The 23,964-nt window shown below is 61.6% G+C and carries 20 protein-coding genes; 16 read left to right on the top strand and 4 right to left on the bottom strand.

What is annotated here, in order from left to right:
* The first annotated feature begins 9 nt into the window (after positions 1 to 9).
* The 10 genes from rplK to BV071_RS12025 all read left to right on the top strand — a co-directional run bounded on the left by rplK (position 10) and on the right by BV071_RS12025 (position 15,670).
* Positions 10 to 438 (top strand): 50S ribosomal protein L11, encoded by a 429-nt coding sequence (rplK, locus tag BV071_RS12070; RefSeq protein WP_035607083.1) that lies wholly within the window; start codon positions 10 to 12, stop codon positions 436 to 438.
* Between the two features lie 87 nt (positions 439 to 525).
* Entirely contained in the window at positions 526 to 1,227 is a 702-nt protein-coding gene (gene rplA / locus BV071_RS12065) for a 50S ribosomal protein L1 (protein WP_035607080.1), read from the top strand.
* A 13-nt stretch (positions 1,228 to 1,240) separates the two neighbouring features.
* Positions 1,241 to 1,804 (top strand): 50S ribosomal protein L10, encoded by a 564-nt coding sequence (gene rplJ / locus BV071_RS12060; protein ID WP_035607079.1) that lies wholly within the window; start codon positions 1,241 to 1,243, stop codon positions 1,802 to 1,804.
* Positions 1,805 to 1,939: 135 nt separating this feature from the next.
* Positions 1,940 to 2,311, top strand: coding sequence for a 50S ribosomal protein L7/L12 (rplL, locus tag BV071_RS12055; protein ID WP_035607076.1), 372 nt, complete (start codon positions 1,940 to 1,942; stop codon positions 2,309 to 2,311).
* 200 nt (positions 2,312 to 2,511) lie between these two features.
* Positions 2,512 to 6,399, top strand: a complete 3,888-nt coding sequence (rpoB, locus tag BV071_RS12050) for a DNA-directed RNA polymerase subunit beta (RefSeq protein ID WP_035607073.1) — start codon at positions 2,512 to 2,514, stop codon at positions 6,397 to 6,399.
* 43 nt (positions 6,400 to 6,442) lie between these two features.
* A complete protein-coding gene (gene rpoC / locus BV071_RS12045; RefSeq protein WP_035607070.1) occupies positions 6,443 to 10,594 on the top strand; it encodes a DNA-directed RNA polymerase subunit beta' in 4,152 nt (1,383 codons plus the stop codon).
* Positions 10,595 to 10,760: 166 nt separating this feature from the next.
* Positions 10,761 to 11,624 (top strand): neutral zinc metallopeptidase, encoded by an 864-nt coding sequence (locus BV071_RS12040; protein WP_035607067.1) that lies wholly within the window; start codon positions 10,761 to 10,763, stop codon positions 11,622 to 11,624.
* Positions 11,625 to 11,638: 14 nt separating this feature from the next.
* The gene (locus tag BV071_RS12035) at positions 11,639 to 12,727 is read left to right on the top strand and encodes a Gfo/Idh/MocA family oxidoreductase (protein ID WP_035607065.1); all 1,089 of its coding nucleotides are present in this window, start codon (positions 11,639 to 11,641) and stop codon (positions 12,725 to 12,727) included.
* 137 nt (positions 12,728 to 12,864) lie between these two features.
* Positions 12,865 to 14,061 carry a glycoside hydrolase family 76 protein gene (locus BV071_RS32865; RefSeq protein ID WP_052573236.1) on the top strand — a complete coding sequence of 399 codons (1,197 nt, stop codon included), beginning with the start codon at positions 12,865 to 12,867 and terminating at the stop codon, positions 14,059 to 14,061.
* Positions 14,062 to 14,188: 127 nt separating this feature from the next.
* The gene (locus BV071_RS12025; RefSeq protein ID WP_035607061.1) at positions 14,189 to 15,670 is read left to right on the top strand and encodes an arylsulfatase; all 1,482 of its coding nucleotides are present in this window, start codon (positions 14,189 to 14,191) and stop codon (positions 15,668 to 15,670) included.
* 49 nt (positions 15,671 to 15,719) lie between these two features.
* Here the strand turns inward: BV071_RS12025 and BV071_RS12020 are convergent, their stop codons facing one another.
* Positions 15,720 to 16,424, bottom strand: coding sequence for an AraC family transcriptional regulator (locus BV071_RS12020; RefSeq protein ID WP_265594357.1), 705 nt, complete (start codon positions 16,422 to 16,424; stop codon positions 15,720 to 15,722).
* Positions 16,425 to 16,535: 111 nt separating this feature from the next.
* Here BV071_RS12020 and BV071_RS12015 point away from each other — a divergent pair, with 111 nt between their 5' ends.
* A complete protein-coding gene (locus BV071_RS12015) occupies positions 16,536 to 16,844 on the top strand; it encodes a hypothetical protein (protein ID WP_035607055.1) in 309 nt (102 codons plus the stop codon).
* A 6-nt stretch (positions 16,845 to 16,850) separates the two neighbouring features.
* Here BV071_RS12015 and BV071_RS12010 read toward each other — a convergent pair whose 3' ends face one another.
* Positions 16,851 to 17,600: a metallophosphoesterase gene (locus BV071_RS12010; RefSeq protein WP_035607053.1), complete on the bottom strand. Its 750-nt coding sequence runs from the start codon at positions 17,598 to 17,600 to the stop codon at positions 16,851 to 16,853.
* Between the two features lie 177 nt (positions 17,601 to 17,777).
* On the opposite strand from BV071_RS12010, the gene BV071_RS12005 reads away from it, so the two are divergent.
* The 5 genes from BV071_RS12005 (at position 17,778) to BV071_RS11985 (ending at position 21,632) form a co-directional block, all read left to right on the top strand.
* Positions 17,778 to 18,236 carry a PA2169 family four-helix-bundle protein gene (locus BV071_RS12005; protein ID WP_081885948.1) on the top strand — a complete coding sequence of 153 codons (459 nt, stop codon included), beginning with the start codon at positions 17,778 to 17,780 and terminating at the stop codon, positions 18,234 to 18,236.
* Between the two features lie 35 nt (positions 18,237 to 18,271).
* On the top strand, positions 18,272 to 18,442 hold the full coding sequence (locus BV071_RS34245; protein WP_035607049.1) for a DUF1328 domain-containing protein: 171 nt from the start codon (positions 18,272 to 18,274) through the stop codon (positions 18,440 to 18,442).
* 80 nt (positions 18,443 to 18,522) lie between these two features.
* On the top strand, positions 18,523 to 18,888 hold the full coding sequence (locus tag BV071_RS11995) for a hypothetical protein (protein WP_035607047.1): 366 nt from the start codon (positions 18,523 to 18,525) through the stop codon (positions 18,886 to 18,888).
* Positions 18,889 to 18,964: 76 nt separating this feature from the next.
* Entirely contained in the window at positions 18,965 to 20,206 is a 1,242-nt protein-coding gene (locus BV071_RS11990; RefSeq protein WP_035607044.1) for a putative DNA modification/repair radical SAM protein, read from the top strand.
* The gene (locus BV071_RS11985) at positions 20,193 to 21,632 is read left to right on the top strand and encodes a UdgX family uracil-DNA binding protein (protein WP_035607041.1); all 1,440 of its coding nucleotides are present in this window, start codon (positions 20,193 to 20,195) and stop codon (positions 21,630 to 21,632) included. Before BV071_RS11990 ends, BV071_RS11985 begins: the two co-directional genes overlap by 14 nt.
* Here BV071_RS11985 and BV071_RS11980 read toward each other — a convergent pair.
* Positions 21,629 to 22,306 carry a response regulator transcription factor gene (locus BV071_RS11980; protein ID WP_035607038.1) on the bottom strand — a complete coding sequence of 226 codons (678 nt, stop codon included), beginning with the start codon at positions 22,304 to 22,306 and terminating at the stop codon, positions 21,629 to 21,631. The genes BV071_RS11985 and BV071_RS11980 overlap by 4 nt on opposite strands.
* Positions 22,303 to 23,946, bottom strand: a complete 1,644-nt coding sequence (locus BV071_RS32860; protein ID WP_052573227.1) for a HAMP domain-containing sensor histidine kinase — start codon at positions 23,944 to 23,946, stop codon at positions 22,303 to 22,305. The genes BV071_RS11980 and BV071_RS32860 overlap by 4 nt, the downstream gene beginning before the upstream one ends.
* Between the last annotated feature and the right edge of the window lie 18 nt (positions 23,947 to 23,964).

Raw genomic sequence — 23,964 nt, 5'->3', positions numbered from 1 at the left:
TTTACCACCATGGCCAAGGAAGTCGTTAAAGTCATCAAGCTCCAGATTCCCGCCGGAGCCGCTAACCCATCTCCGCCCGTCGGTCCCGCTCTCGGTCAAGCCGGTGTGAACATCATGGGCTTCTGCAAGGAGTTCAATGCCCAGACCCAGAGCCAAGCCGGCGACGTGCTTCCGGTTGTGATCTCGGTTTACAAGGACAAGAGCTTCACCTTCATCACCAAGAAGCCCCCCGCGGGCAACTTGCTCAAGAAGGCGGCAGGCCTTGCCTCCGGTTCCAAGGAGCCGAACAAGATCAAGGTCGGCAAGATCACCAAGGAGAAGCTGATGGAAGTCGTGGCGATCAAGATGCCCGACATGAACACCAAGAATCCCGAGGCCGCCGCCCGAATCCTGGCTGGCACCGCCCGCCAGATGGGTCTTGAGATCGAAGGTATGTAATCTTTCCGCGCTGCTCTTTGGAGCGGCGCCTGAAACCGCAGGAGGGCCAGTCATACGGACCGGTCCGCCAGCACTGCAAAACGAAACATGAAGAACCGCAGCAAGCGTTACACGAAAGCCGCCGCCCTTGTGCCGGCCGGCAAGACCTACGGCTTGGAAGAAGCTGTCGGCACGGTGAAGAAGTTCCCGGCGCCGAAGTTCGACCCGACCGTTACCGTTTCCTTCCACCTCGGTGTGGATCCCCGCAAGAGCGACCAGATGGTCCGCGGAAGCGTCGCCCTGCCGCACGGCTCGGGTAAGAACGTCCGCGTCGCCGTCTTCGCCGCCGGCGCCGCCGCTGAAGCGGCCGAGGCTGCCGGAGCGGAATTCGTCGGCTTCGAAGAACTGATCAAGCGTGTCCAAGGCGGCTTCACCGACTTCGACGTGGCGATCGCCACGCCGGACGCGATGACCGAAGTCCGCAAGATCGCCCGTGTCCTCGGTCCCCGCGGCTTGATGCCGAACCCGAAGACCGGCACCGTGACCGACGACACCGCCAAGGCGGTGAAGGAAGTCAAGGCAGGTCGTATCGACTACAAGCTCGACAAGAACGGCAACGTTTCCGGAGCGGTCGGCAAGGCTTCCTTCACGGAAGAAGCACTGGTCGACAATGCCCGCGCCTTCATCGAGAGCGTGGTGCGCGCCAAGCCGGCATCCGCCAAGGGCAACTTCGTCCGCAGCGTGACGGTTGCCGCCTCCATGAGCCCGGGCATCCCGCTGGAGTCCGGTGTTTACACCAAGTCCGTCTAACCTTTCCACGACCATGAATCCCGATAAGAAAGTCATCATCGACGCTCTGCTCGAAAAGGTGAACGCCTCGCCTTACGTGCTCGTGGTGGATTACACCGGCATGACCGTGCCGCAGTTCTCCGAGCTCCGTAACCGCCTCGGTGCGGCCGGTGCCGAGTGCCACGTCGCCAAGAACACCTACATGAAGAAGGCTCTCGCCGAAGCCGGTCGTCCGGATCTCGGAGACAGCCTCGTCGGCCAGACCGCTTTCATCACCGGTGAGAGCGAAGTCTTCGCCGCTGCCAAGGCGATCAAGAACTTCGAGAAGGAGTTCAAGAAGCCGGAAATGAAGGTTGGTATCTTGGGTGACGCGGTGCTTGACGCCGACAAGCTCAAGGCGATCGCCGACATTCCGTCCCGCGAAGCCGTCCTTTCCCAGCTTCTGGCCACCATCCTCGAGCCTTCCACCCGGATCGCCCGCGTCATCCAGAAGAAGTTCAACCCGGACGCCGACTCCAAGAAGGACGAAGCCCCGGCCGAAGAAGCCGCAGCCGCCCCGGCTGCCGAAGCTGCCGCGGAACCTGCCGCCGAAGCCTGATAAGAATCTGACCCGATGGCCGCGGCGTCTCCCGCCGCGGCCTGAACCCACAATGGTTCCTCGTCGGCCCCGCTGCTGCGGGGCTCAAATGTCCGGAGGCTTCCGGGCGCGACGATACCGCAAAGGAGAAATACAATGGCCAATATCGAACAACTCGTTGAAGAACTCGGCAAGCTCACCGTTCTGGAAGCTGCCGACCTCGTGAAGAAGCTGGAAGAGACCTGGGGCGTTTCCGCCGCAGCTCCCGTCGGCGTCGCCGTGCAAGCTGGCCCGGTTGAAGTCGCTGAAGAAAAGACCGAATTCGACGTCGTCATCACCGACGGCGGCGCGAACAAGATCGCCGTCATCAAGGCGGTCCGCGAAGTTTCGCCGGGCCTGGGCCTTGCGGACGCGAAGAAGCTGGTCGAAAGTGCTCCTGCCAAGGTGCTCGAAGGTGTCTCCAAGGACGCCGCCGAAGCTGCCAAGAAGAAGCTCGAAGAAGCCGGCGCCAAGATCGACCTCAAGTAATCCAGTTTACCGGATTTGCTTCGCGGCTGGTTGTACCAGCCGCGAAGCCATTTCCCGGAACCGGCGGAAGCCGTCACGTCACTAAAGTAAAATTGAAGCGACCGTTTCCGCCGATCCCGGACCCATCCACCAGTTTCTGAATCCCATCTGCCCGGCACCGCTTGCGGTCCGGGCTCAACTTGCAAGCACCATATCCAGCCATGGCCGACCGTCTCCAATTCGGGAAAATCGAGGAAGTCATTGAACCGCCGAACCTTATCGAGGTTCAGAGCCGCTCCTATGAGGAGTTCATGCAGAAGGACATTCCTGCCGGCGAGCGCACCGATACGGGTCTGCAGGCCGTCTTCCGCGAGGTCTTCCCGATCAAGAGCTACGACGAAGCGATCGAACTCGACTTCGTCACCTACGACATCGAGGACCCGAAGATCACCTCGCTGGACGCGCTGCGTTCCGGTGAGAGCTTCTCCGCCGCGCTCTACGTCACCTTCAAGCTGAAGGACGAGACCGGCACCAAGAAAGAGCGCGTCTACATGGGCGAACTGCCGATGATGACCCGCCGCGGTACCTTCATCATCAACGGTGCCGAGCGCGTGATCGTGTCCCAGTTGCACCGTTCCCCGGGCATCTGCTTCGAAACCTCGCAGCACTTGAACGGCAAGATCCTGCACAGCTTCCGCATCATCCCGGACCGCGGGTCCTGGCTGGAAGTGCAGTTCGACACCAACGACCTGCTTTACGTCTACCTCGACCGCCGCCGCCGCCGCCGCAAGTTCCTGGCGAGCACCTTCCTGCGCGCCCTCGGCTACCCGACGGACCGCGACATCGTCACCAACTTCTACAACGTCGAGACGTTGAAGATGAAGGAGGAGATGGACGAGCAGGAGCTCGGCCACAAGGTGCCCTTCGAAGACATCCTGGACGGCGAGTTGGTCGTGGCGAAGGCCTACGAGCCGCTCACCATCGGCATCGTCCGCCAGCTGATCGCCCTCGGCCACAAGCAGATCGAAGTGATCGACGGCCGCGAAGACGAAATCCTGCTCAAGTCGCTCCGCAAGGACCCGGCGAAGGATGAGGACAGCGCGCTGAAGGACATCTACCGCAAGTTGCGCCCCGGCGATCCGCCGACGGCTGCCAACGCCCGCGCCCTGCTCAAGCGTCTCTTCTTCGACCCGAAGAAGTACGACCTGACCCGCGTCGGCCGTTACAAGATCAACAGCAAGCTCGAAAGCAAGGTCGGTCCGGACGAGCGCATCATGGTGCCCGAGGACTTCCTCGGTGCCGTGAAGTATCTGCTTCGCCTCAAGAAGGGCGAAGGCGTGATCGACGACATCGACCACCTTGGCTCGCGCCGCGTGCGTGCCGTGGGTGAATTGCTTTCCAACCAGTGCCGCGTTGGCCTCGCCCGCACCGAGCGCCTAGTGAAGGAGCGCATGACCCTGTTCGACGTGAATATCGAGGGCATGACCCCGCAGAAGCTGATCAACCCGAAGGCGCTCTCCGCCGTCGTGCGTGACTTCTTCGGCCGGTCCCAGCTTTCGCAGTTCATGGACCAGACGAACCCGCTGGCTGAGCTGACGCACAAGCGCCGTCTCTCCGCGCTTGGGCCTGGTGGTCTGAACCGCGACCGCGCGGGCTTCGAGGTGCGCGACGTGCATCCGTCCCACTACGGCCGTATCTGCCCGATTGAGACCCCGGAAGGTCCGAACATCGGTCTGATCAACTCGATGTGTACCTACGCACGCATCAACGAGTTCGGCTTCATCGAGACGCCGTACCGCAAGGTCAAGAGCGGCAAGGTCACCAACGAGATCGAATACCTGACCGCCGACCAGGAAGAGAAGTTCCTGATCGCGCAGGCCAACAACCCGATCGAAAAGAGCGGCAAGTTCCTGAATGAAAAGGTCACCGCTCGCGAAGCCGGCGGGGAGTTCATCGAAGTCGGTCCTACTGACGTGAACTACATGGACGTGTCGCCGAAACAGCTGGTTTCGGTGGCTGCGGGCCTGATTCCCTTCCTTGAGCACGACGACGCCAACCGCGCGCTGATGGGCTCGAACATGCAACGCCAAGGCGTGCCGCTGCTCGTTTCCGAGTCGCCGTACGTCGGCACCGGCCTTGAAGGCAAGACCGCGCGAGACTCGCGCTCGGTGATTGTCTCCGAGCTGGATGGCATCGTGGCCGCGGCCACTGCCGAAATGATCGTGACGACGCCTGACGGCAAGATGCCGGTGGCGGATGAGAAGTTCCTCTCCGACCCCGAGTCGGTGAAGACCAACATCGACAAGGGCATCATGGCTTACCCGCTGCGGAAGTTCATGCGCTCGAACGCCGGCACCTGCATCAACCAGAAGCCGATCGTCAAGCGGGGCCAGAAGATCAAGAAGGGCGACGTCCTTGCCGACGGTCCGAACACCCAGCTCGGCGAGCTGGCGCTCGGCCGCAACGTGCTGGTCGCGTTCATGCCTTGGAACGGCTACAACTTCGAGGATGCCATCGTCATCTCGGAGAAGGTGAAGAAGGAGGACATCTACACCTCCATCCACATCGCCGAATTCGACGTGGCCGCCCGTGACACCAAGCTGGGTCCGGAAGAAATCACGCGGGACATCCCGAACGTGGGTGAAGAGGCGCTCAAGAACCTCGACCACGACGGCATCATCCGCATCGGTGCCGAGGTGAAGCCGGGTGACATCCTGGTCGGCAAGATCACGCCGAAGTCCGAGACTGAACTCGCCCCGGAAGAGCGCCTGCTGCGTGCCATCTTCGGTGAGAAGGCCGCTGACGTTAAGGATACCTCGCTGCGCGTGCCTTCCGGCTGCATCGGTATCGTCCAGGACATCCGCGTGTCCTCGCACGGCTCCGCCCGCAAGCGCGCAGAGAAGGTGGATCCGGTCGAGCTCAAGAAGCAGCTCAAGAAGATCAACGACGAGCACAAGAAGAAGGCGGACAAGCTGACCGACGATCTGACGGAGAAGCTTTCCGACATCCTGCTCGGCGAGAAGATCCCGCTCGACGTGGTCAACGCGCAGACCGGTGAAATCATCATCCCGGCGAACCGCAAGATCACCAAGACCCTGCTGCGCAAGCTCGCCTCGGTGCACGATCACATCGAAATCGATCCGTCCCCGATCCGGAACAAGATCCTCGAGATCATCGGTTCCTTCGAGCAGCGGTTCCAGGAGCTCGACACCGAGCGTGAGCGCAAGCTCGACCAGCTGGAAGCCGGTGACGACGTCGATCCTGGTGTCATCAAGGAAGTGAAGGTCTTCATCGCCGCCAAGCGCAAGCTCTCGGTGGGTGACAAGATGGCCGGTCGCCACGGTAACAAGGGCGTTGTCGCCACCATCGTTCCCGAGGAGGACATGCCCTTCCTGGCGGACGGAACTCCGGTGGACATCGTGCTCAACCCGCTCGGCGTGCCTTCCCGTATGAACGTGGGCCAGGTGCTTGAGACTCACCTCGGTGTCGCAGCGAAGGCGCTCGGCTTCAAGGTGGCGACCCCGATTTTCGACGGTATCCCCGAATCGAAGATCTGGGAGTTCATGACCGAGGCCAAGCAGGTCGACGGCTACACTTGGATCGGTGACGGCAAGGACGGCAGCACCGGTGGTAAGTCGACCCTGTTCGACGGCCGCACCGGCGAGGCCTTCCACCAACCGGTCGTGGTCGGCATCATCTACATGCTGAAGCTCGGTCACTTGGTCGCGGACAAGATCCACGCCCGTGCCGTCGGTCCCTACAGCCTCGTTACGCAGCAGCCGCTGGGTGGTAAGGCCCAGTATGGTGGCCAGCGCTTCGGGGAAATGGAAGTCTGGGCCCTTGAGGCCTACGGCGCCGCCTACACCCTTCAGGAATTGCTCACGGTTAAGTCCGACGATGTGCAAGGGCGCACGCGGATTTACGAAGCGATCGTCAAGGGGGACAACAACTTGGAAGCCGGCACGCCGGAGTCCTTCAACGTCCTCATCAAGGAAATGCAATCGCTGGGTCTCGACGTCCGTCCTGGACGCCGCGGTGCCGGCGGCCCTGGCGGCGCTCCGTCGATCGGCGGTGTCGACGACTTCTCGCTCGACGATCTGACCCTTTGATAGCCCGAACCACGAACCGACATCCTAACAAGCCTTAGATAGCATGAACGTTGATACCAACCTTCGAGAACTTTTCGGCGTGGACGAGCGGCCGGAGGCCTTTGACCAGGTCTCCATCACCGTGGCATCCCCGGATACGATCCGGTCCTGGTCCAAGGGGGAAGTGAAGAACCCCGAGACCATCAACTACCGTACCTTCAAGCCCGAGAAAGGCGGCCTATTCTGCGAGCGGATCTTCGGACCGACCCGCGACTGGGAGTGCGCCTGCGGCAAGTACAAGCGCATCAAGCACAAGGGCGTGGTCTGTGACCGCTGCGGTGTGGAAGTGACGCTGAGCCGCGTGCGCCGCGAGCGCATGGGCCACATCGAACTGGCGGTGCCGGTTTCGCACATCTGGTTCTACAAGTGCATGCCCTCGCGCATTGGCTTGGTGCTGGATATCAGCGCCCGCCACCTCGAGCGCGTGATCTACTACGAAGACTACGTGGTGACCGAGCCGGGCAACACCCCGCTCGAGCGCGGCCAACTGCTCACGGAGAACGAACTCCGCGATGCGGAGGACGCCTACGGTGAGTCTTCCTTCCGCGCCTCGATGGGTGCGGAGGCGATCCAAGACCTGCTCGCGCAGGTCGATCTGGCGGATCTGGCGATCAAACTGGAGCAAGAGCTGGAAACGACCCGCTCGAAGCAGAACAAGAAGAAGCTCTCGAAGCGTCTCAAGATCACCCAGGGTTTCGCAGGCTCCAAGTCGCGCCCCGAGTGGATGATCCAGACCGTGCTGCCGGTGATCCCGCCGGACCTGCGCCCGCTGGTCCCGCTGGAAGGCGGCCGCTTTGCGACCTCCGACTTGAACGACCTCTACCGTCGCGTCATCAACCGCAACAACCGTCTCAAGAACCTCCTCCAGCTCAAGACGCCGGAGGTCATCATCCGCAACGAAAAGCGGATGCTGCAAGAGGCCGTTGACGCGCTCTTCGACAACGGCCGCCACGGCCGTGCTGTGACCGGCGCTGGCAACCGTCCGCTGAAGTCCCTGAGCGACATGCTCAAGGGCAAGGGTGGCCGTTTCCGCCAGAACCTGCTGGGCAAGCGCGTGGACTACTCCGGTCGTTCCGTGATCGTGATCGGCCCAGACCTCACTCTGAACCAGTGCGGTCTGCCGAAGAAGATGGCTCTGACCTTGTTCGAGCCCTTCATTATCCGCCGCCTGAAGGAGCTGGGCTACTGCCACACGGTGCGCTCGGCCAAGAAGATGATCGACCGCAAGACCCCGGAAGTCTGGGACATCCTCGCGGAAGTGACCAAGGGTCACCCGGTCTTCCTGAACCGCGCGCCCACGCTGCACCGTCTCTCGATTCAGGCCTTCGAGCCGAAGCTGATCGAAGGTGAAGCTATCCGCGTCCATCCGCTCGTCTGTACGGCTTATAATGCCGACTTCGACGGTGACCAGATGGCCGTGCACGTGCCGCTCTCGGTGGAAGCCCAGATGGAAGCGCGCCAGCTGATGCTTGCGCCGAACAACATCTTCTCGCCGGCATCCGGTCGCCCGATCACGACGCCGTCGCAGGACATCATTCTGGGTGCCTATTACCTCACCTGGGCTCCGGTGCGCACGCAAAAGGACCGCGAGAAGCAGGAGCACCTGCCGCTGTTCGAGAACTCGTCTGAAGTCGAGTTCGCGATCGCATCCCGCAAGGTGGGTTACCACCAGTGGATCCGGATCCGCAACCCCAACTACGGCAAGCAGGGCACCGTCTTCGGCGATCACGAGAGCAAGATTCTCGAGACCACGCCGGGTCGTGTCCGCTTCAATGAAATCTGGCCTGTCGGTCTCGGTTTCATCAACTTCGTGGTCCGCAAGAAGCAGATGTCCGACATTATCTGGCGCACCTACCAGGTGTCCGGCCAGAAGTCCACGGTGCAGGCGCTTGATGCGCTCAAGAGCCTCGGCTTCCGCGAAGCGACCCGCTCCGGCACCTCGATCGGTATCGTCGACATGGTTGTGCCGGAAGAAAAGCCGGCGATCATCGCCAAGGCCTACGAAGACGTGGACAAGGTGACGAAGCAGTACCGCAACGGTGTTATCACCGATGGCGAGCGCTACCAGAAGGTCGTCGACATCTGGACGCATGCTACGGACACCATCGCCTCCGCGCTCTATCGCAAGATCGAGTTCAACGACGGCAAGCCGGGCGCGAGCCCCTTGTTCATGATGGTGGACTCCGGAGCGCGTGGTAACAAGAGCCAGATCAAGCAGCTCTCCGGGATGCGCGGCCTGATGGCCAAGCCCTCCGGTGAAATTATCGAGCGCCCGATCACCTCGAACTTCCGCGAAGGTCTGTCCGTGCTGGAGTACTTCATCTCCACTCACGGCGCCCGTAAGGGTCTGGCCGATACCGCGCTGAAGACCGCTGACTCCGGTTACATGACCCGCAAGCTGGTGGATGTGGCGCAGGACGTCATCGTCACGCAGTTCGATTGCGGCACCGCCAATGGCATCGTCGTCGCGCCAATCTATGACGGCGACGAAGAGGCGGCTTCTCTGGCGACCCGGATCTACGGCCGCACCTCGTGCGAGCAGGTGAAGGATCCGGTCAGCGGCCAGATCGCGCTCGATTTCGATGAGCTGGTGGACGAGAACTCCGCGAAGGCGGTTGAGCGCATCGGTTACGAGAAGCTCAAGATCCGCTCGGTCCTGACCTGCGAATCCAAGCGCGGTTGCTGCGCGAAGTGCTACGGTCTGAACCTCGCCACCGGCAAGCCGGTGAAGATCGGTGAAGCCGTCGGTATCATCGCGGCGCAGTCGATCGGCGAGCCCGGCACGCAGCTCACCATGCGTACCTTCCACGTGGGTGGTGCGGCCATGGCGACCTTCAAGCAGCCGATCATCAAGGCGAAGAACGGCGGTCGCGTGATCTATAAGGATCTGCGCGTCGTCGAAAGCGCCGAAGGCAAGTGGGTTGTGCTGAACAAGAACGGTTCGGTTTCGATCCGCGACAAGGACGGCTTGGAGCTGGAAAGCCACATCATCGTCATCGGCTCGGTTATCGAGATCAAGGATGGCGACGACGTGAAGAAGGCCGACACCGTGGCGACTTGGGACCCCTACAACGTGCCGATCCTTACGGAGAAGCCGGGTAAGGTGGAATTCCGCGACATGATCTCGGGCATCACCGTGACCAACGAGACCGACAAGGAAACGGGCAAGAAGGTCATGGTCGTCACCGAGCACAAGGAAGACCTGCACCCGCAGGTGGTGATCGTGGACGAGAAGAGCAAGGAAGTGAAAGCCTCCTACTCGATCCCGGTGGGCGCTCACCTTTCCGTCAAGGAAGGCGAAGTGGTCACGGGGGGCACGCAGCTTGCCAAGACCCCGCGCAAGGTGGCCCGCACCAAGGACATCACCGGTGGTCTGCCGCGCGTTGCCGAGCTCTTCGAAGCCCGCAAGCCGAAGGATGCCTGCGTGATCGCGAAGATCGAGGGCGAGGTCTCCTTCGGCGGCACCGTCCGCGGCAAGAAGAAGGTCATCGTCAGCGATCCGGACTCCGGCGAGCAGGTGGAACACTTGGTCCCGATGGGCCGCCACATCATCGTGACGGATGGTGACCGCGTGAAGCGTGGTGACCAGATCACTGAAGGTCCTGTGTCTCCGGAAGACCTCCTCGAGGCTTGCGGTGCCCAAGAATTGCAGGAGCACTTGGTGAACGAGGTGCAGTCGGTTTACCGCGTCCAAGGCGTGGAAATTAACGACAAGCACATCGAGATCATCATCCGCCAGATGCTGCGCAAGGTGAAGATCACCGATCCCGGCGACGCCGATCAGCTCCTTTGGGGCGACCAGATCGACCGCTCGACCTTCAACCGCATCAACGACGGTATCGTCGCCAGCGGTGGTAAGCCAGCGGAAGCGGAACCGGTGCTGCTCGGCATCACCAAGGCCTCGCTTGAGACCGACTCCTTCATCTCCGCGGCGTCCTTCCAAGACACCACCCGCGTGCTGACGGAAGCGGCGACCCTAGGCAAGGTGGACTACCTCACGGGCTTCAAGGAGAACGTGATCATGGGTCACCTGATCCCGGCGGGCTCCGGCTTCGACTGCCACCGCGACTCGGACATCGAGTTCACCGTGGAAGAGCCTGAACCGCTCTTCGTGCCGGAACCGGCCGAAACGGAAGAAGCGGTCGAGAGCGCTTGAGCGATCACCCGATCCGATAAGAATTCAAAAGCCCGGTCGTGCGAGAGCGCGGCCGGGCTTTTTCTTTCGAGGGCGGCGCTTCCGGTGCCGGGGGTGATCGCCGCGATTCAGGATTACCGTTTGCGGCAACTCTTCTCCATGCTAGATAGGAAACCGGAGGTAGATCATGCGCTGGGAGGGACGTGAACAGAGCGACAACGTGGAAGACCGCCGGGGAAGCGGTGGGGGTGGCGGCGGCGGCGGACGCATCGCGCTTGGTGGCGGGATGGGGACCATCGTGCTGCTGGTGATTGTCTGGCTGATGGGGGGCAATCCCTTGCAATTTCTCCAAGAGCAAGGAGGAGGCACCGGGTCGCCCGGAGTAGAGGCGCCGGCGTCGCCGGAGGAGGAGAAGACGAAGCAATTCGTGGCGACCATTCTCAAGGACACGGAGACGATCTGGGGTGAGGAGTTCAAGAAGATGGGCAGTACGTACGAGGAGCCGAAGCTGGTGATCTTCCGCAGCCAGGTGCGCAGCGGCTGCGGTTTCGCCGGGGCGCAGATGGGGCCCTTCTATTGTCCCACCGACCGGACGGTATACATCGACCTCTCCTTCTTCAATGAGCTGAGCCAGCGCTTTGGTGCGCCGGGAGATTTCGCGCAGGCCTATGTGATTGCGCATGAAGTGGGGCACCACGTGCAGAACTTGTTGGGAGTCTCCAGCAAGGTGCATGAGGCGCAGCAGCGGGGTGGCGAGGTGCAGGCGAACCAGCTCTCGGTGCGGCTGGAGCTGCAAGCGGACTTCCTCGCGGGGATGTGGGCGCGCAAGGGGCAGCAGAAATATGACTTCCTGGAGCAGGGGGACCTGGAGGAAGCGCTGCGGGCGGCCAACCAGATCGGAGATGACACATTGCAGCGGCAGGCGCAGGGTCAAGTGGTCCCGGATTCCTTCACGCATGGCAGTTCCGAGCAGCGGGTGCGCTGGTTCAAGAAAGGCCTGCAGAGTGATCGATTCGACCCGAACAATACGTTTCAGACCGACGACCTGTAATACAGAAAAGCCCCATGCAACGCCGCCCCTTCCTCGCAACTCTCGGAGCCACTGCCGCCGCCCTTTCCACCGGAGCCCGTGCCCAAGAGGCGGGATCGAAGAAGCTCGGCTGGGCGCTGGTGGGGCTTGGCTCGCTGAGCAAGAACCAGATCGCGCCAGCGCTCCAGAAGACCAAGAACTGCAAACTCGCGGCGATCGTGACTGGCACGCCGGCGAAGGCGGACGAGTGGAAGGCCAAGTACGGAATCCCGGATACGCACGTCTATAACTACGAGACCTTCGACAAGATTGCGGAGAATCCGGATGTGGATGTGATCTATGTCGTTCTGCCGAACTCAATGCACGAAGAGTTCGTGGTCCGCGGTGCGAAGGCCGGGAAGCATGTCTTTTGCGAGAAGCCGATGGCCAGTAGCGCGGATGAATGCCGGCGGATGATCGCGGCGATGAAGCAGGCGGGCAAGACGCTGGGCGTCGGCTACCGCTGCCAATTCGAGCCGCACCATCGCGAGTGCATGCGCCTGGCGCGGGAGAAGGTTTTCGGCGATCTCAAATTCATCGATGCGGGCTTCGGCTTCCAGATCGGCGATCCGACCCAGTGGCGCTTGCGCAAGAAGCTGGCCGGTGGCGGTGCCATGATGGATGTGGGGATCTATGCCATCCAGGCCTGCCGCTATCTCGCCGGTGAGGAGCCGGTGGAAGTCGTGGCCCAGGAGACCAAGACCGATCCGGTGAAGTTCGCGGAGGTGGATGAAACGATCTCTTGGTCGATGAAGTTCCCGTCTGGCGTGCTGGCCTCGGTGATGACGACCTATGCCTTTAACGGCGCGAACTATTTTACGGCCACTTGCCAGAAGGGGCGCTTCGGGATGGATCCCGCCTACAGCTATGACGGGCTGAAGGGCTGGACCTCAAAGCCGGAGCTTAAGATCGAGTTTCCCGCGGTGGACCACTTTGCTACCGAGATGGATGCCTTTGCGGAAGCGGTCATGGCAGGGAAGCCCTTCATTCCATCGGGTGAGGAAGGCTTGAGGGACCTGTTGGTGATCGAGGCGATCTACCAGTCGATCCGTGAGGGCAAGGCGGTGAAGGTGGGGACTGTCTGAGAAGGCTGTTGGGCGTGGGGTGCTTGGGCATCCGGATGTCGTTCTTGGCTGTTCCAGGATTGGCGGATTTCGCGTTACTTCGCGGTTGAAGATCTTCTCCGTCTGTTCCGATGAAGCGTGCCGAATTTGTCCGATTGATGTCCGCCGCCGTGTTCCTGCCAGCGGGGGCTTGGGGAGGGACGCCGGAGGGGCGCGAGGATCTGGCGAAGCGGTTCCGTGAGGGAATGGCCAAGCTGGATGAGATCTTCTGGGTCCCGGAGATTGCCAATTGGCTGGACCGCCCGGGGAAGGATTTGCGCGGGTCCTTTGACGAGAAGATCAACCCGCCGTGGTGGTCCTGTGCGAATGTGGTGGAGACCATGGTGGACTACATGGATCTGACGCGGACGAACATTTACGACGAGCGCTTGCGCGAGATCCATGCCGGCAATGTGCTGCGCGGGAGCCGCTTGCCGAAGATCGCGGAGAGCCTGCGCAAGCAAGGGAAGTGGAGTGAGGATGACGAGCGCAAGCTGGCCCGCAGGCTCAAGGCGCTGGACCCGGAAAAGGTGCAAGGCAGCGAGTTCCGCAACGAGTATCTGGATGACTCGGCATGGTGGGGGATCGCCTGGCTGAAGTTCCACGAGCGGACGAAGGATCCGCGTTACTTGAGGACGGCGAGGACGATCCAGGTGCACATGGCCAATAACTGGCGCCAAGAGGGCGGGGTGTCGTGGGGCGAGGAAGCGGACAAGCGCGATCCGAATGCGATCACGAACAGCCTCTTCGTTGTGCTGTCGGCACGGCTGTATCGCGTGACCAAGGAGAAGGCCTTTCTTGATTGGGCGCTGAAGGCGCTGGCTTGGGAGAAGGAGGCGAAGCTCTATGATGGCACGGGCATCGTGGATCGGCCCGGGCATCAGGGCGACTACTGGAGCTACAATCAGGGTGCCTATTTGGGAGGTTTGACGGAACTTTATCTGGCTACCAAGAAGCCGGAATATTTGGACGAGACCGCAGCGGTGGCGGACTCGATCATCGAGAAGTCAGGGGTGGTCCGGGAAGACGGTGTCTTGTACGAGAAGCTTAGTACCGACGGCTGGGACGTGGGAATGTTCAAGGGCATCTGCGCCCGCTATTTCAAGGCGCTGGCGCGAGTCCTGCGGCAGCGGCAGGTTCATCCGGAGACTGCGGCCCGGCTTGAGCGAGTGCTTGAGGCGAGCACTGCCGCGATCTTGAAGAGCCAAGTGAAGGAGGGGCTCTATCCCTTGGAGTGGCAGGAGCCTGCCCGGGCAGAGATTTACAATTTCAACACCGAGCTTTCTGCGCTGATCACCTTTGCTGCGAACTTGTAAGTCCGATTTGAGATTTGAAATTTGAGATCTCAAATTGAGAGAACAGCAGGATACCCGCCCGGGTGGCATTTTGGGTGGAAATTCCGGGGTCCACTGACGTAGTATCTGCGTCCTCGATCCTCTTCAAATGAGCCCGAAAGTAATTCTAACTGCCCTGTTGGTCCTGCCTCTGCATGCCGCGGAGAAGCCCAACGTCGTCTTCATCCTCGCCGATGACCTCGGCTACGGGGAGGTCGGCTGCTTCGGGCAGAAGAAGATCCCGACCCCGAACATCGACAAGTTGGCGGAGCAGGGTATGAAGCTCACGCAATTCTACAGCGGTGCGCCGACCTGTGCGCCCTCACGCTGCGTGCTGATGAGTGGCAAGCACCTCGGCCACGCGGACATCCGCGGCAACCGCCAGGCGAAGCTCGCCTTCCCGGAGTTCAAGGAAGGCCAGCACCCGATCGCGAAGGAGACCGTCCTCATGCCGGAGGTCTTCAAGAAGGCCGGCTATACCACTGCGACGATCGGCAAGTGGGGCCTCGGCCCCGTCGGCAGCAGCGGCGATCCGAACCGCCATGGCGTTGACTACTTCTTCGGCTACAACTGCCAAGCGGTCGCGCACAGCTACTATCCCCGCTACCTCTGGCGGAATGACCAGCAGGTCGAGATCAATGCCAAGCCCATTTCCGGACATCCGAGGCCGTTGGGTGCGAACGCTGAGGTGAAGATGGAGGACTACATCGGCGAGAACTATGCGCCGAAGCTGATGGTGGCAGAGGCTGAGAAGTTTATCGGCGAGAAGAAGGACCAACCCTTCTTCCTCTATCTAGCCTTCATCGAGCCGCATGTGGCGATGCATCCGCCGAAGGAATCGGTGGAGAAATTCCCGAAGGAATGGGATACCCAGCCCTACCGGGGAGAGGGAGGCTACACCCCGCACCCGCGGCCACGTGCTGCCTATGCCGCCATGATCTCGGATCTGGATTCCTATGTCGGGCGCGTCATGGCGGCACTCGAGAAAGCGGGTGTGGCAGATCGCACGCTGGTCGTCTTTACCAGCAACAATGGGACCACGATGGAGGACGGCAAGGAGTCTCGCTTCCATACCGGCGGTGTGGACGCCGAGTTCTTCAACAGCACCGCGGGTCTGCGGGGTTACAAAGGCAGCGTCTATGAAGGCGGCATGCGGGTGCCCACGGTGGTGCGCTACCCCGGCAAGGTGAAGGCGGGATCGAGTACGGAATCCCCCGGCTACCACGCGGATTGGTTCCCCACCTTGTGTTCCGCTACCGGAGTGGAGGCTCCGGCCGAACTGGATGGGGACAATCTTCTCCCCGTGCTTGAGGGCGGCACGCTGGCCACGCGCAAACCGCTGGTATGGACCTATGCCGAATACGGCGGTCAAGTGGTCGTGCGGATCGGTGACTTCAAGGTGCTGCGCCGTCAGCTAGCCACAAAGAATCCGGGGGATTGGGAAGTTTACGATATTCCCGCAGATCGCTCAGAGACGAAGAATCTGGCCGCGCAAAAGCCGGAGCTCATCCAACAAGCGGTGGAGATCCTGAAGCGGGAGATGGGCGACAACGCGACCTTTCCGCTCAAAGTACCAGGGGTGAACGACTAGAACTCAGCTCCGTGAGTAGCTTGGCGCCGGACAGACGACGCCGCGCGACTCAATTGATGCTTGAGGGGGGCGGGGGCAGCGGCGAATAAGCCGTACCTTTCCGCCTATTGGCGAAGTTGCGCCGCCAATCCGTGGGGCTGCAGCCGGTGGCGGCTACGAAGCTCCGGTTGAACTGCGATAGCGAAAGTCCGCCGAGTCGTGAGGCGATCTCCGCAACCCGCAGGTTGGAATTTTCCAGAAGATCACAGGAGTAGGCGATGCGTTCGTCGCGCAGGATGCGCTTGAAGCTGCTACCGGTGATCCTCTCAAACTGCTCGCCGAGGTAACCCGCGGAGAGGTTCACGCAGTTGGATACCTCCGCAAGGGTCATCGCCCGGCAGGGGTGCTCCACTACCAGTTGCCAAGTCGCCTTCACTGCCGATGGCCACTGCTTGATGGCCTTCGCTCCAGTCAGGTTATCCTGCATGGCGGCTAGCATGCGGACCAAGGTGGGCTCGCGCCATGGTGGCGGCCCCGCCGGATCCTTCGGTTTGGCGACATAGATGTGCCAACGATCCTCCCCGTGAGGAACGGAAAGGGTGAATGCTGATGCGGCACAGAGCGTCTCCCCATCCGGTGCACCTTGCTCGCATTGAATCGTGCCGTTGGTGAGGCGTGATAGCGCCTCGAAATAGGACGAGAATGCGGGCCAGGTTCGGATTTGCTCGTGGGTCAAAGGTTGGTTTCCTTCCAAGGTCATAGGTGGTTTTTTCACCGGTAATAAACTTCCGGTGTTCAGGACTGGTCGCCGCGAACCCGGAAAAAGGCAAAAATTATTTCCGGTTTTTTTCTTCACGTATATAGGTCCTTTGCTTAGATTTTGGCCATGAACGCTACTCCACGACCATGGGCTCTCCTCAGTCGCCACGGTCACGCGTTGATTCACTTGGCGAAGAATCCGCGGATGCGCTTGACCGACCTCGCGCGTGACATGGACCTCACGGAACGCTCAGTGCGTCTCCTGATCGGCTCTCTCGGAAAGTCCGAGTTTTTGAAGATAGTGAAAGCCGGGCGGAATAATTCCTACCAACTCGACCTTGAGCGGGAATTGCCGCACCCCTTCGAGAAGCAGATCTCGCTGCATAGCGTGATCGAATTGGCGCTGAAGCTTCACGCCAAGGAAAAGGAGAAGTAACCGCCTCTAGGGCAGCTCAAAGGTGAGCAATGGATTGAAGGCTGGATTCGGTTTGTCTGGATATCCGCGCGGATTCGCGAGGATCCGTGTCTCGCCGAGGAGGTAGTCCTGCGAATGGTGAATGTGACCGTGGATCCACAGGAGCGGCCTCTGGTGGACGATGAAGTCGTCGAGGTGAGAGGCGTAAGCGCAGCTGAGGATCTGCGTGCGCCGACGCTCGGGAAGCGAGAGCGCGGAAGGCGCATGATGCGTGACCACGATCGAGCGGCGCGGATCGCCGCTGTCCAGGAAGTTGCCGATGGCAGCGAGCGTCTGGAGGTGGCGGGCGCGGGTATCCACCGGCCTGAGCTTCCGATAGGTTTCGGAGTGGCGGATGCGGCGATAGTCGTTCATGAGGGCGCTGGCCTCGACGCTGCCGACCATCACATCGCCAGTTAAATTCATGTCGGTCCAGAGCGAGCCGCCGAAGAAACGGCAGCCGCCCAGTTCCAGCACCTCGTTTTCAAGCACGTGGATCTTTGTTCCCACTGCGAGTTCCTTCAGCTTGCCGATTTGCCGGGGAAACCTTGAGCCGTAGAACTCATGGTTGCCGGCGATGTAGAGCACCTCTCGATCCGGGAAGTTCTCGCTGATCCACGCGATGGCATGACCCTTGGTATGGATGTCGCCAGCCAGGATTGTTAGATCCGCTGGCGCTGCGGGGATCTCGACTTCGCCGAATTCGAGATGCAGGTCGCTGATGATGCGGATCTTCATGAGAGGGATGGGCAGAGGATGATATCAGCGGAGGCTTGGTGCGATTTGCAATTGAATCATGCAGCGGAGGAAGGGGACGGTAAACGGCGCGATTTTGAGGCTGTCGCGCAAAGCCTTGGTTTTCAGAGGTGAAGGCGGTGCTTGGGGAGTGGTATCGAAGCTGCAAAAGGAGAGAGCATGGATACCAGCACCACAACGACTCCCAACTCTGATTCCGCCCGGGTCCAAGACGTTCTCACACGTTATGTGGACTCCCGCGATGGCTACCTGCAAGCGGCCACACTGGTCGCCCAGCCGGGTTTGGCAGAATCCTTCCGATTGATTGCGCAACGCCGCGATGCGATTGCCGGTCGGGTTGCCGCATTGATCCAAGAGCAAGGAGCAAAGGCCGACGAAGGCGGCAGCATTGAGGCTGGCGTGCATCGCTGGTGGATCCGCGTGCGGGACAAGATGTCGGAGCAGGAGACCGACGCGATCCTCAACGAGTGCGTGCGAGGCGAGGAAGAACTGGAGCGCACGCTGCAGGCCGCGATGGAGGACGAACATACCTCGGAAGAGCACCGCGCCATATTCAGAGACGCGGTAGGTGAGGTGCGTCTGGCCAAGCAGGCCTTCGCGTCTGTGGTGGGTGAGTGAGTAACAATTTTCCAAAACAACGAAAGGAGACCGTCATGTTAAGCTGGACCATCACATTCTTGATCCTCGCGGTGATCGCCGGAGCACTTGGCTTCGGTGGGATTGCGGGAGCGGCGTCGTCGATCGCGCAAATCCTATTCATCGTCTTTCTGGTGTTGATGATCGTGTCGGCGGCCTCGCGTGCGCTGAGCGGCAAGATGCCGTGAGCGTCGTTTCACCAGAGGGAACTTGCATCCGGGCACAACGCGTTGTTAGCTCGGGACGCGCGAAAGCCGCGCTGCATGCCATGAGCAATCCATTTCATGATCCCGGAGCGGCCAAGCTTCTCTCGAAAGTCCGCGAGGATATCTCGGACTTGCGGGGAGATGTTACCAAGCTGCTGACCTACACCACCCGCTATACCCTGCCGAAGGGTGCGCGGGAGATCGCTGGTTCGGCACGTCAAGGGCTCTCTGCCAGTGGCAGTTACGCCAAGGCGCGCCTCAATGCCTTGAGTTCCAGCGCGCCGCGGCAGGCCTTCGGGATTTTGTCCGGGGCGGCGATTGTCGGCATCCTGGCGGTGGGTGTGATCGCATTTGCGAAAAGCGACTGCTGCCGGGCCGCGCGGACGCGTGAGGAGGAAGAAGAGGAAATGGAAGAACTGGGGATTTGATCTGCCCCTTCCGCAGTAACGCGGGAATTTTGCGGTAGCGAAATATCGGCTGATTGATACTGTCCATGCGAACAGCATGGAGCTTGGCGATAAATTGTCTATTTTGGCGGACGCGGCGAAATACGACGCCTCTTGCGCCAGCTCCGGGGCGAACCGGAGGGATTCGAGCGATGGGACCGGTGTCGGCTCTGCGGGTGGCTCGGGCATTTGCCACAGCTATGCGCCGGACGGGCGCTGCATCTCGCTGCTCAAGATCCTGCTGACCAACCGCTGCCTCTACGATTGCCACTACTGCATCAATCGTAGATCGAGCAATGTGCGGCGGGCTGCCTTCACGGTGGAGGAGGCGGTCAAGCTTACGCTGGATTTCTACAAGCGGAACTACATCGAGGGGCTGTTCCTCAGCTCCGGGATCGTGCGCAGCGCGGATCACACCATGGAGCAGGTGGTGCGGGTGGCGCGGACCTTGCGGGAGGAGCATGACTTCCGCGGCTACATCCATCTCAAGACGATCCCGGAAGCCTCGCCGGGATTGATTGAGCAAGCGGCGCGCTATGCGGACCGGATCAGTATCAACCTAGAGCTGCCGACGCAGCAGAGTCTCGATTGCCTGGCACCGGAGAAGAATCTGGGCCGGACCAAGCAGGCGATGGGGCGGATCCGCGTGAAGCTGGAGGATGCAGCGGAGCAGCGCCGCACGGGCGACAAGAAGTTGCGGCATGCCACAGGCCAGAGCACTCAGGTGATCGTGGGCGCGGATGCATCGACGGATGCCGATTTTCTGGCGCGCTCGGATGAACTTTACCGGGCCTACCGGCTGAAGCGGGTTTACTACTCCGCCTTCAGCCCGATTCCCGAGCCGTCCTCGGTTCTGCCGGCGGTGGCGCCGCCGCTGGTTCGGGAGCACCGACTCTATCAGGCCGACTGGCTGATGAGGCACTATGGATTCCGTACTTCCGAAATCCTGCCGCCGGAATTTCCGAATCTGGACCTGACGATCGATCCGAAGCTGGCTTGGGCGCTGCGGAATCGGCATGAGTTTCCCTTGGATCTTCAAATGGCTCCGCGTGAGCAGATGCTGCGGGTGCCCGGGCTGGGAGTGAAAAACGTGGATCGCTTGCTGGTGATCCGCCGTCACAAGCGGGTGAGGCTGGAAGATTTGGCACGGCTGCGCATACCCTTGGACAAGGTGCGGCCCTTCGTGATCACCGCGGATCATCACCCGGCGCGCTTCCTTTTGGACAGCGACCGTTTGCTGGCACGCTTCGCGCCGAAGCCGCAGCAACTCGAACTCTTCGGCGACCATGCGCAGGGTTGATCCGGGAGCCGGCTTCGAATCCTGGCGGAAGGCGGCGCGCAGCCTCCTGGCGGAAGGCGTGGCCCCCGGCGACGTGCTTTGGGAAGCGGAGAGAACGGGTAGCTTGTTTGGGGAGGAGGAAACGAGTTCAATCGCAACGGCGGTGAAGCTGGTGGTGCCACCGGCCTTCATGGAACTGGCCAAGGAGGTCGCTTGCCATGGGAATTCGCGGCGCTGGGCGCTGCTTTACCGGTTGCTCTGGCGGATCGCGCGGTTGAACGAGCGAAGCTTGTTGGAAATCGCCAGCGATCCCGATGTGGCGCGGGCGCGGCTAATGGCGAAGAATGTGCGGCGCGAAATCCACAAGATGCACGCCTTCGTGCGCTTCCGGAAAATCGGCGAGAATGAGGAAGGCAGGGAGCGCTTCGTCGCGTGGTTTGAGCCGGACCATGGCTGTGTGGATATGGCGGTTCCTTTCTTTTGCAAGCGCTTCGCCAACATGGATTGGTCGATCTTTACGCCGAAGGGTTGTGCGCACTGGATCGGCGGGGAGCTGAACTTCACGCCGGGCGTGGAGAAGAATCCCTGTGAGGATCCCGACGCCCTCGAAGCAATCTGGCGCACCTATTATCGCAGCATCTTCAATCCGGCGCGGCTGAAGCTGAAGATGATGCAGGCCGAGATGCCGAAGCGGTATTGGAAGAATCTACCGGAAGCGGACTTGATCGGAGAGCTGACCCGTAGCAGCGCGTCGCGAACCCAGGAGATGATCGCGGAGGAAGGCAGGGCGGTCAGGCGCGCCCCTAACAACGGCTACCTGGGGCACTTGCAGGAACTCTCCGCCGCCCCGGTGGTGAAGGAGCCTCAAGATGCCTCACTGGAGGAGATCGCACGGATGATCCAAGCCTGCCGGCATTGCCCGCTGTGGGAGAATGCGACCTGTGCGGTGACCGGCGAGGGGCCTGCGGATGCGCGGATCATGATCGTGGGCGAGCAACCGGGCGATCGAGAGGACCTGGAAGGCAGGCCATTCGTCGGGCCGGCCGGGCAGTTGTTGGACCGGGCCTTGAAGGAGGCCGGCTTGGATCGTTCCTCTGCCTACGTGACCAATGCAGTGAAGCACTTCAAGTGGACACCGCGTGGCAAGCTCCGTCTGCACCAGAAGCCGGGGGCGGGGGAGATCGAGGCCTGCAAGCCGTGGTTGCTGGCAGAGCTGAGCAAGGTGGCGCCGGATGTTTTGATCCTGTTAGGTGGTACGGCAGCACGGTCCTTGTTGGGGCCGGGTGTGCAGGTATCGCGGGCGCGGGGGCTTGTGGAGGTGCCGCATTTGGCGAAGCGCGTGGTTCTGACGGTACATCCTTCGTATCTGCTGCGGCTGCCGGATGAGATGCGGAAGGAAGCGGAGTTCAGAAACTTCGTGAAGGATCTACGGCTAGCTCTTGCTTAGAGGTCCAGTCGATATCCGCTCCCGCGGACCGTGATCAGATGCCTAGGATGGGCGGGGTCATCTTCCAGCTTCGCCCGCAAAGCCGCGATGAAGTTGTCCACCGTGCGCGTGCTCGGGTAAGCGTGGTAGCCCCAGACCACATCCAGGAACTTTTCGCGGCTCACGGCTTCGCCGGAATGCGTCGCCAATAGGCGTAGCATCCCGGTTTCCTTTTCGGAGAGTTCGTGCCGCGCCTCACCTCGCACCAAGATCCGCCTGTCGAAATCTACGGCGGACTTCCCGATCAGGAGTTCCTTCCCCAGCGAGTCCGCTCGCTCCTTGCGGCGCAGCAGTGCGCGGACCCTCGCGAGTAATTCGCGTAGACTGAATGGCTTCACCAGATAGTCGTCCGCTCCGCTGTCGAGGCCTTCCACACGGTCGTCCACCTGGCCCTTGGCGGTGAGCATCAGCACGGGCATCGTTCGCTCGCGCTTGCGGAGCTCGCGGCAGAGCGCGAAGCCATCGAGGCCCGGCATCATCACGTCTAACAGGACGAGATCGAAGGATTCGGTGCAGGCCAGCTCAAGGCCGGAGACGCCGTCGGCGGCAGCCAGCACGCGGTAGCCCTCAGTCTTGAGGGTCTCTACGAGGGCGGTGCGCATCGGCGCTTCGTCTTCGATCACGAGCAGTCTCATGGAGCGAGGGGGAGTTGGAGGATAAAGCTGCTGCCCTTCCCGGGCTCGCTCTCCACGGTCACGCTGCCCTTGTGGGCCTCGGCGATGGACTTCACGAGGCTCAGACCGATGCCGGTGCCCTGGGTCTCACGGCGCAGCTCATCGCCGGGCCGGTAGAAGCGCTCGAAGATGCGGTCCTGCTCCTCCTTGGGGACGCCGGGGCCTTGATCCTTCACGCGGATCGCGCAAATACGGCGTTCATCGGACTTCGTGAGCTCCACCTCCACGCTGCTGCAGGGCCGGGAAAACTTGATCGCATTGTCCAACAGGTTCACGAGCGCTTGCTGGATCGCATCGGCATCCACCGTGGCCTCGACGGAATCGAGCTTCGATACCAGCTCGATCTTCCTCTCCGTGGCCAGCGGCTGCATCACGCGCAGGGTATCCGCCACGAGCGGAGAGAGGTCCGTGGGTTCCATCTTCCAGACCTTGCGGCCTTGCTCGATGCGCGCGTGATCGAGCACATTGCCCACCAAAGTTGAAAGCCGCGCCCCCTCACGCGCGATGAGGCGGTGGAACTCGCGCGCGGTTTCCGGCGCGAGCTTGCCCTCTTCCAGCGCATCCGCCATCAGCCGGATCGAGGCCACCGGGGCCCGCAGCTCATGCGACACGCTGGCGACGAACTGGCCCTTCATCTCGTTCAGCTTCCGCTCGCGCTTGAGCGTGGTGAGGATCAGCCACAGGCCGCCGATAGAAACCAACGAGGCCAGGCTGACAAAGCCAAGGTTCCAAGCTTCCTTCAGGCGGATACTGCGGGTCACCTCCGCGGGATCGGTCAAGTAGATCTCCAGGTGCAAGCCCTCGCCGAAGGGCACGGGGGCAACGGCCATGAGTTCCGGACTAGCAGGAGAGCGGGGCTTGCTGTCGCGCAGGGTGAGGCGGCCCCTGCAAGTGCGGGGTTTCAGTCCATCAGCTTCCTTGTTGATCTCGATCACCGCCCACGAAACCACGCGCTCGGACAGAAAGCGGATACTGTCGGGCCGGCTCTCCAGCCACCAGAAGCGCGGCTGCCCGGAAGCTTGGCCCGTTTCTGGTATCCAGCCCCCTTGCGGATGAGCTTCTAACAGACGGGATGCTTCCTCGAACTCTTCCCATTTGGCCCCTGCAAGATCGGCGGTGGGACCAAGTTTTTCCAACAGCAACGGACTGAGGACCGACGGGCACTGGTTCGCGAGTTCGGAGACCTCGGTGCCCTCGGCTTCCAGGCTTTTCGGGAAGTCGGGGTTGAGCGCGATCAGGCGCAGTACCGCCAATACGCGCCGCGGCAAGCCCGCCGGGGAACTGCCGGCATCCGGATTGCGCACAATCTCATTCAGCGCGGCAGGATCGTTGCCATCGAGCACCGCATCCAGCGGCGATGGCTCGCCCGGCTGCGGGGGATCGGGATAGAGCGGTGCCTCGCGCACATCGTTCGCAAGTCTCTTCGCGAGCAGCTCCGCGATCAGCGGAGCGCCGCGCTTCGCCTCCTCCTCGATCTCGTCCCAAGCCGCCTTGCTTCGCGCCCTCATCCCCTGCACCGCCAGTGCGACCAGCAGCAGCAGCGGCAGCAAGACCGCGAGGGTCAGGCGCAGTGGCAGGGCATCAGGCTTGCGGGCGGGCATCGGAACGGATCAAAGGGG

It is taken from the genome of Haloferula sp. BvORR071, from assembly GCF_000739615.1.
Classification (GTDB): domain Bacteria; phylum Verrucomicrobiota; class Verrucomicrobiia; order Verrucomicrobiales; family Akkermansiaceae; genus Haloferula.
The sequence above is the reverse complement of the archived record's forward strand: the minus strand, read 5'-3'. Positions and strand labels throughout refer to the sequence as shown.

Coding starts and splice junctions, on each gene's coding strand:
- rplK (WP_035607083.1), top strand. CDS start 10: ATGGCCAAGGAAGTCGTTAAAGTCATCAAGCTCCAGATTCCCGCCGGA.
- rplA (WP_035607080.1), top strand. CDS start 526: ATGAAGAACCGCAGCAAGCGTTACACGAAAGCCGCCGCCCTTGTGCCG.
- rplJ (WP_035607079.1), top strand. CDS start 1,241: ATGAATCCCGATAAGAAAGTCATCATCGACGCTCTGCTCGAAAAGGTG.
- rplL (WP_035607076.1), top strand. CDS start 1,940: ATGGCCAATATCGAACAACTCGTTGAAGAACTCGGCAAGCTCACCGTT.
- rpoB (WP_035607073.1), top strand. CDS start 2,512: ATGGCCGACCGTCTCCAATTCGGGAAAATCGAGGAAGTCATTGAACCG.
- rpoC (WP_035607070.1), top strand. CDS start 6,443: ATGAACGTTGATACCAACCTTCGAGAACTTTTCGGCGTGGACGAGCGG.
- BV071_RS12040 (WP_035607067.1), top strand. CDS start 10,761: ATGCGCTGGGAGGGACGTGAACAGAGCGACAACGTGGAAGACCGCCGG.
- BV071_RS12035 (WP_035607065.1), top strand. CDS start 11,639: ATGCAACGCCGCCCCTTCCTCGCAACTCTCGGAGCCACTGCCGCCGCC.
- BV071_RS32865 (WP_052573236.1), top strand. CDS start 12,865: ATGTCCGCCGCCGTGTTCCTGCCAGCGGGGGCTTGGGGAGGGACGCCG.
- BV071_RS12025 (WP_035607061.1), top strand. CDS start 14,189: ATGAGCCCGAAAGTAATTCTAACTGCCCTGTTGGTCCTGCCTCTGCAT.
- BV071_RS12015 (WP_035607055.1), top strand. CDS start 16,536: ATGAACGCTACTCCACGACCATGGGCTCTCCTCAGTCGCCACGGTCAC.
- BV071_RS12010 (WP_035607053.1), bottom strand. CDS start 17,600: ATGAAGATCCGCATCATCAGCGACCTGCATCTCGAATTCGGCGAAGTC.
- BV071_RS12005 (WP_081885948.1), top strand. CDS start 17,778: ATGGATACCAGCACCACAACGACTCCCAACTCTGATTCCGCCCGGGTC.
- BV071_RS34245 (WP_035607049.1), top strand. CDS start 18,272: ATGTTAAGCTGGACCATCACATTCTTGATCCTCGCGGTGATCGCCGGA.
- BV071_RS11995 (WP_035607047.1), top strand. CDS start 18,523: ATGAGCAATCCATTTCATGATCCCGGAGCGGCCAAGCTTCTCTCGAAA.
- BV071_RS11990 (WP_035607044.1), top strand. CDS start 18,965: ATGGAGCTTGGCGATAAATTGTCTATTTTGGCGGACGCGGCGAAATAC.
- BV071_RS11985 (WP_035607041.1), top strand. CDS start 20,193: ATGCGCAGGGTTGATCCGGGAGCCGGCTTCGAATCCTGGCGGAAGGCG.
- BV071_RS11980 (WP_035607038.1), bottom strand. CDS start 22,306: ATGAGACTGCTCGTGATCGAAGACGAAGCGCCGATGCGCACCGCCCTC.
- BV071_RS32860 (WP_052573227.1), bottom strand. CDS start 23,946: ATGCCCGCCCGCAAGCCTGATGCCCTGCCACTGCGCCTGACCCTCGCG.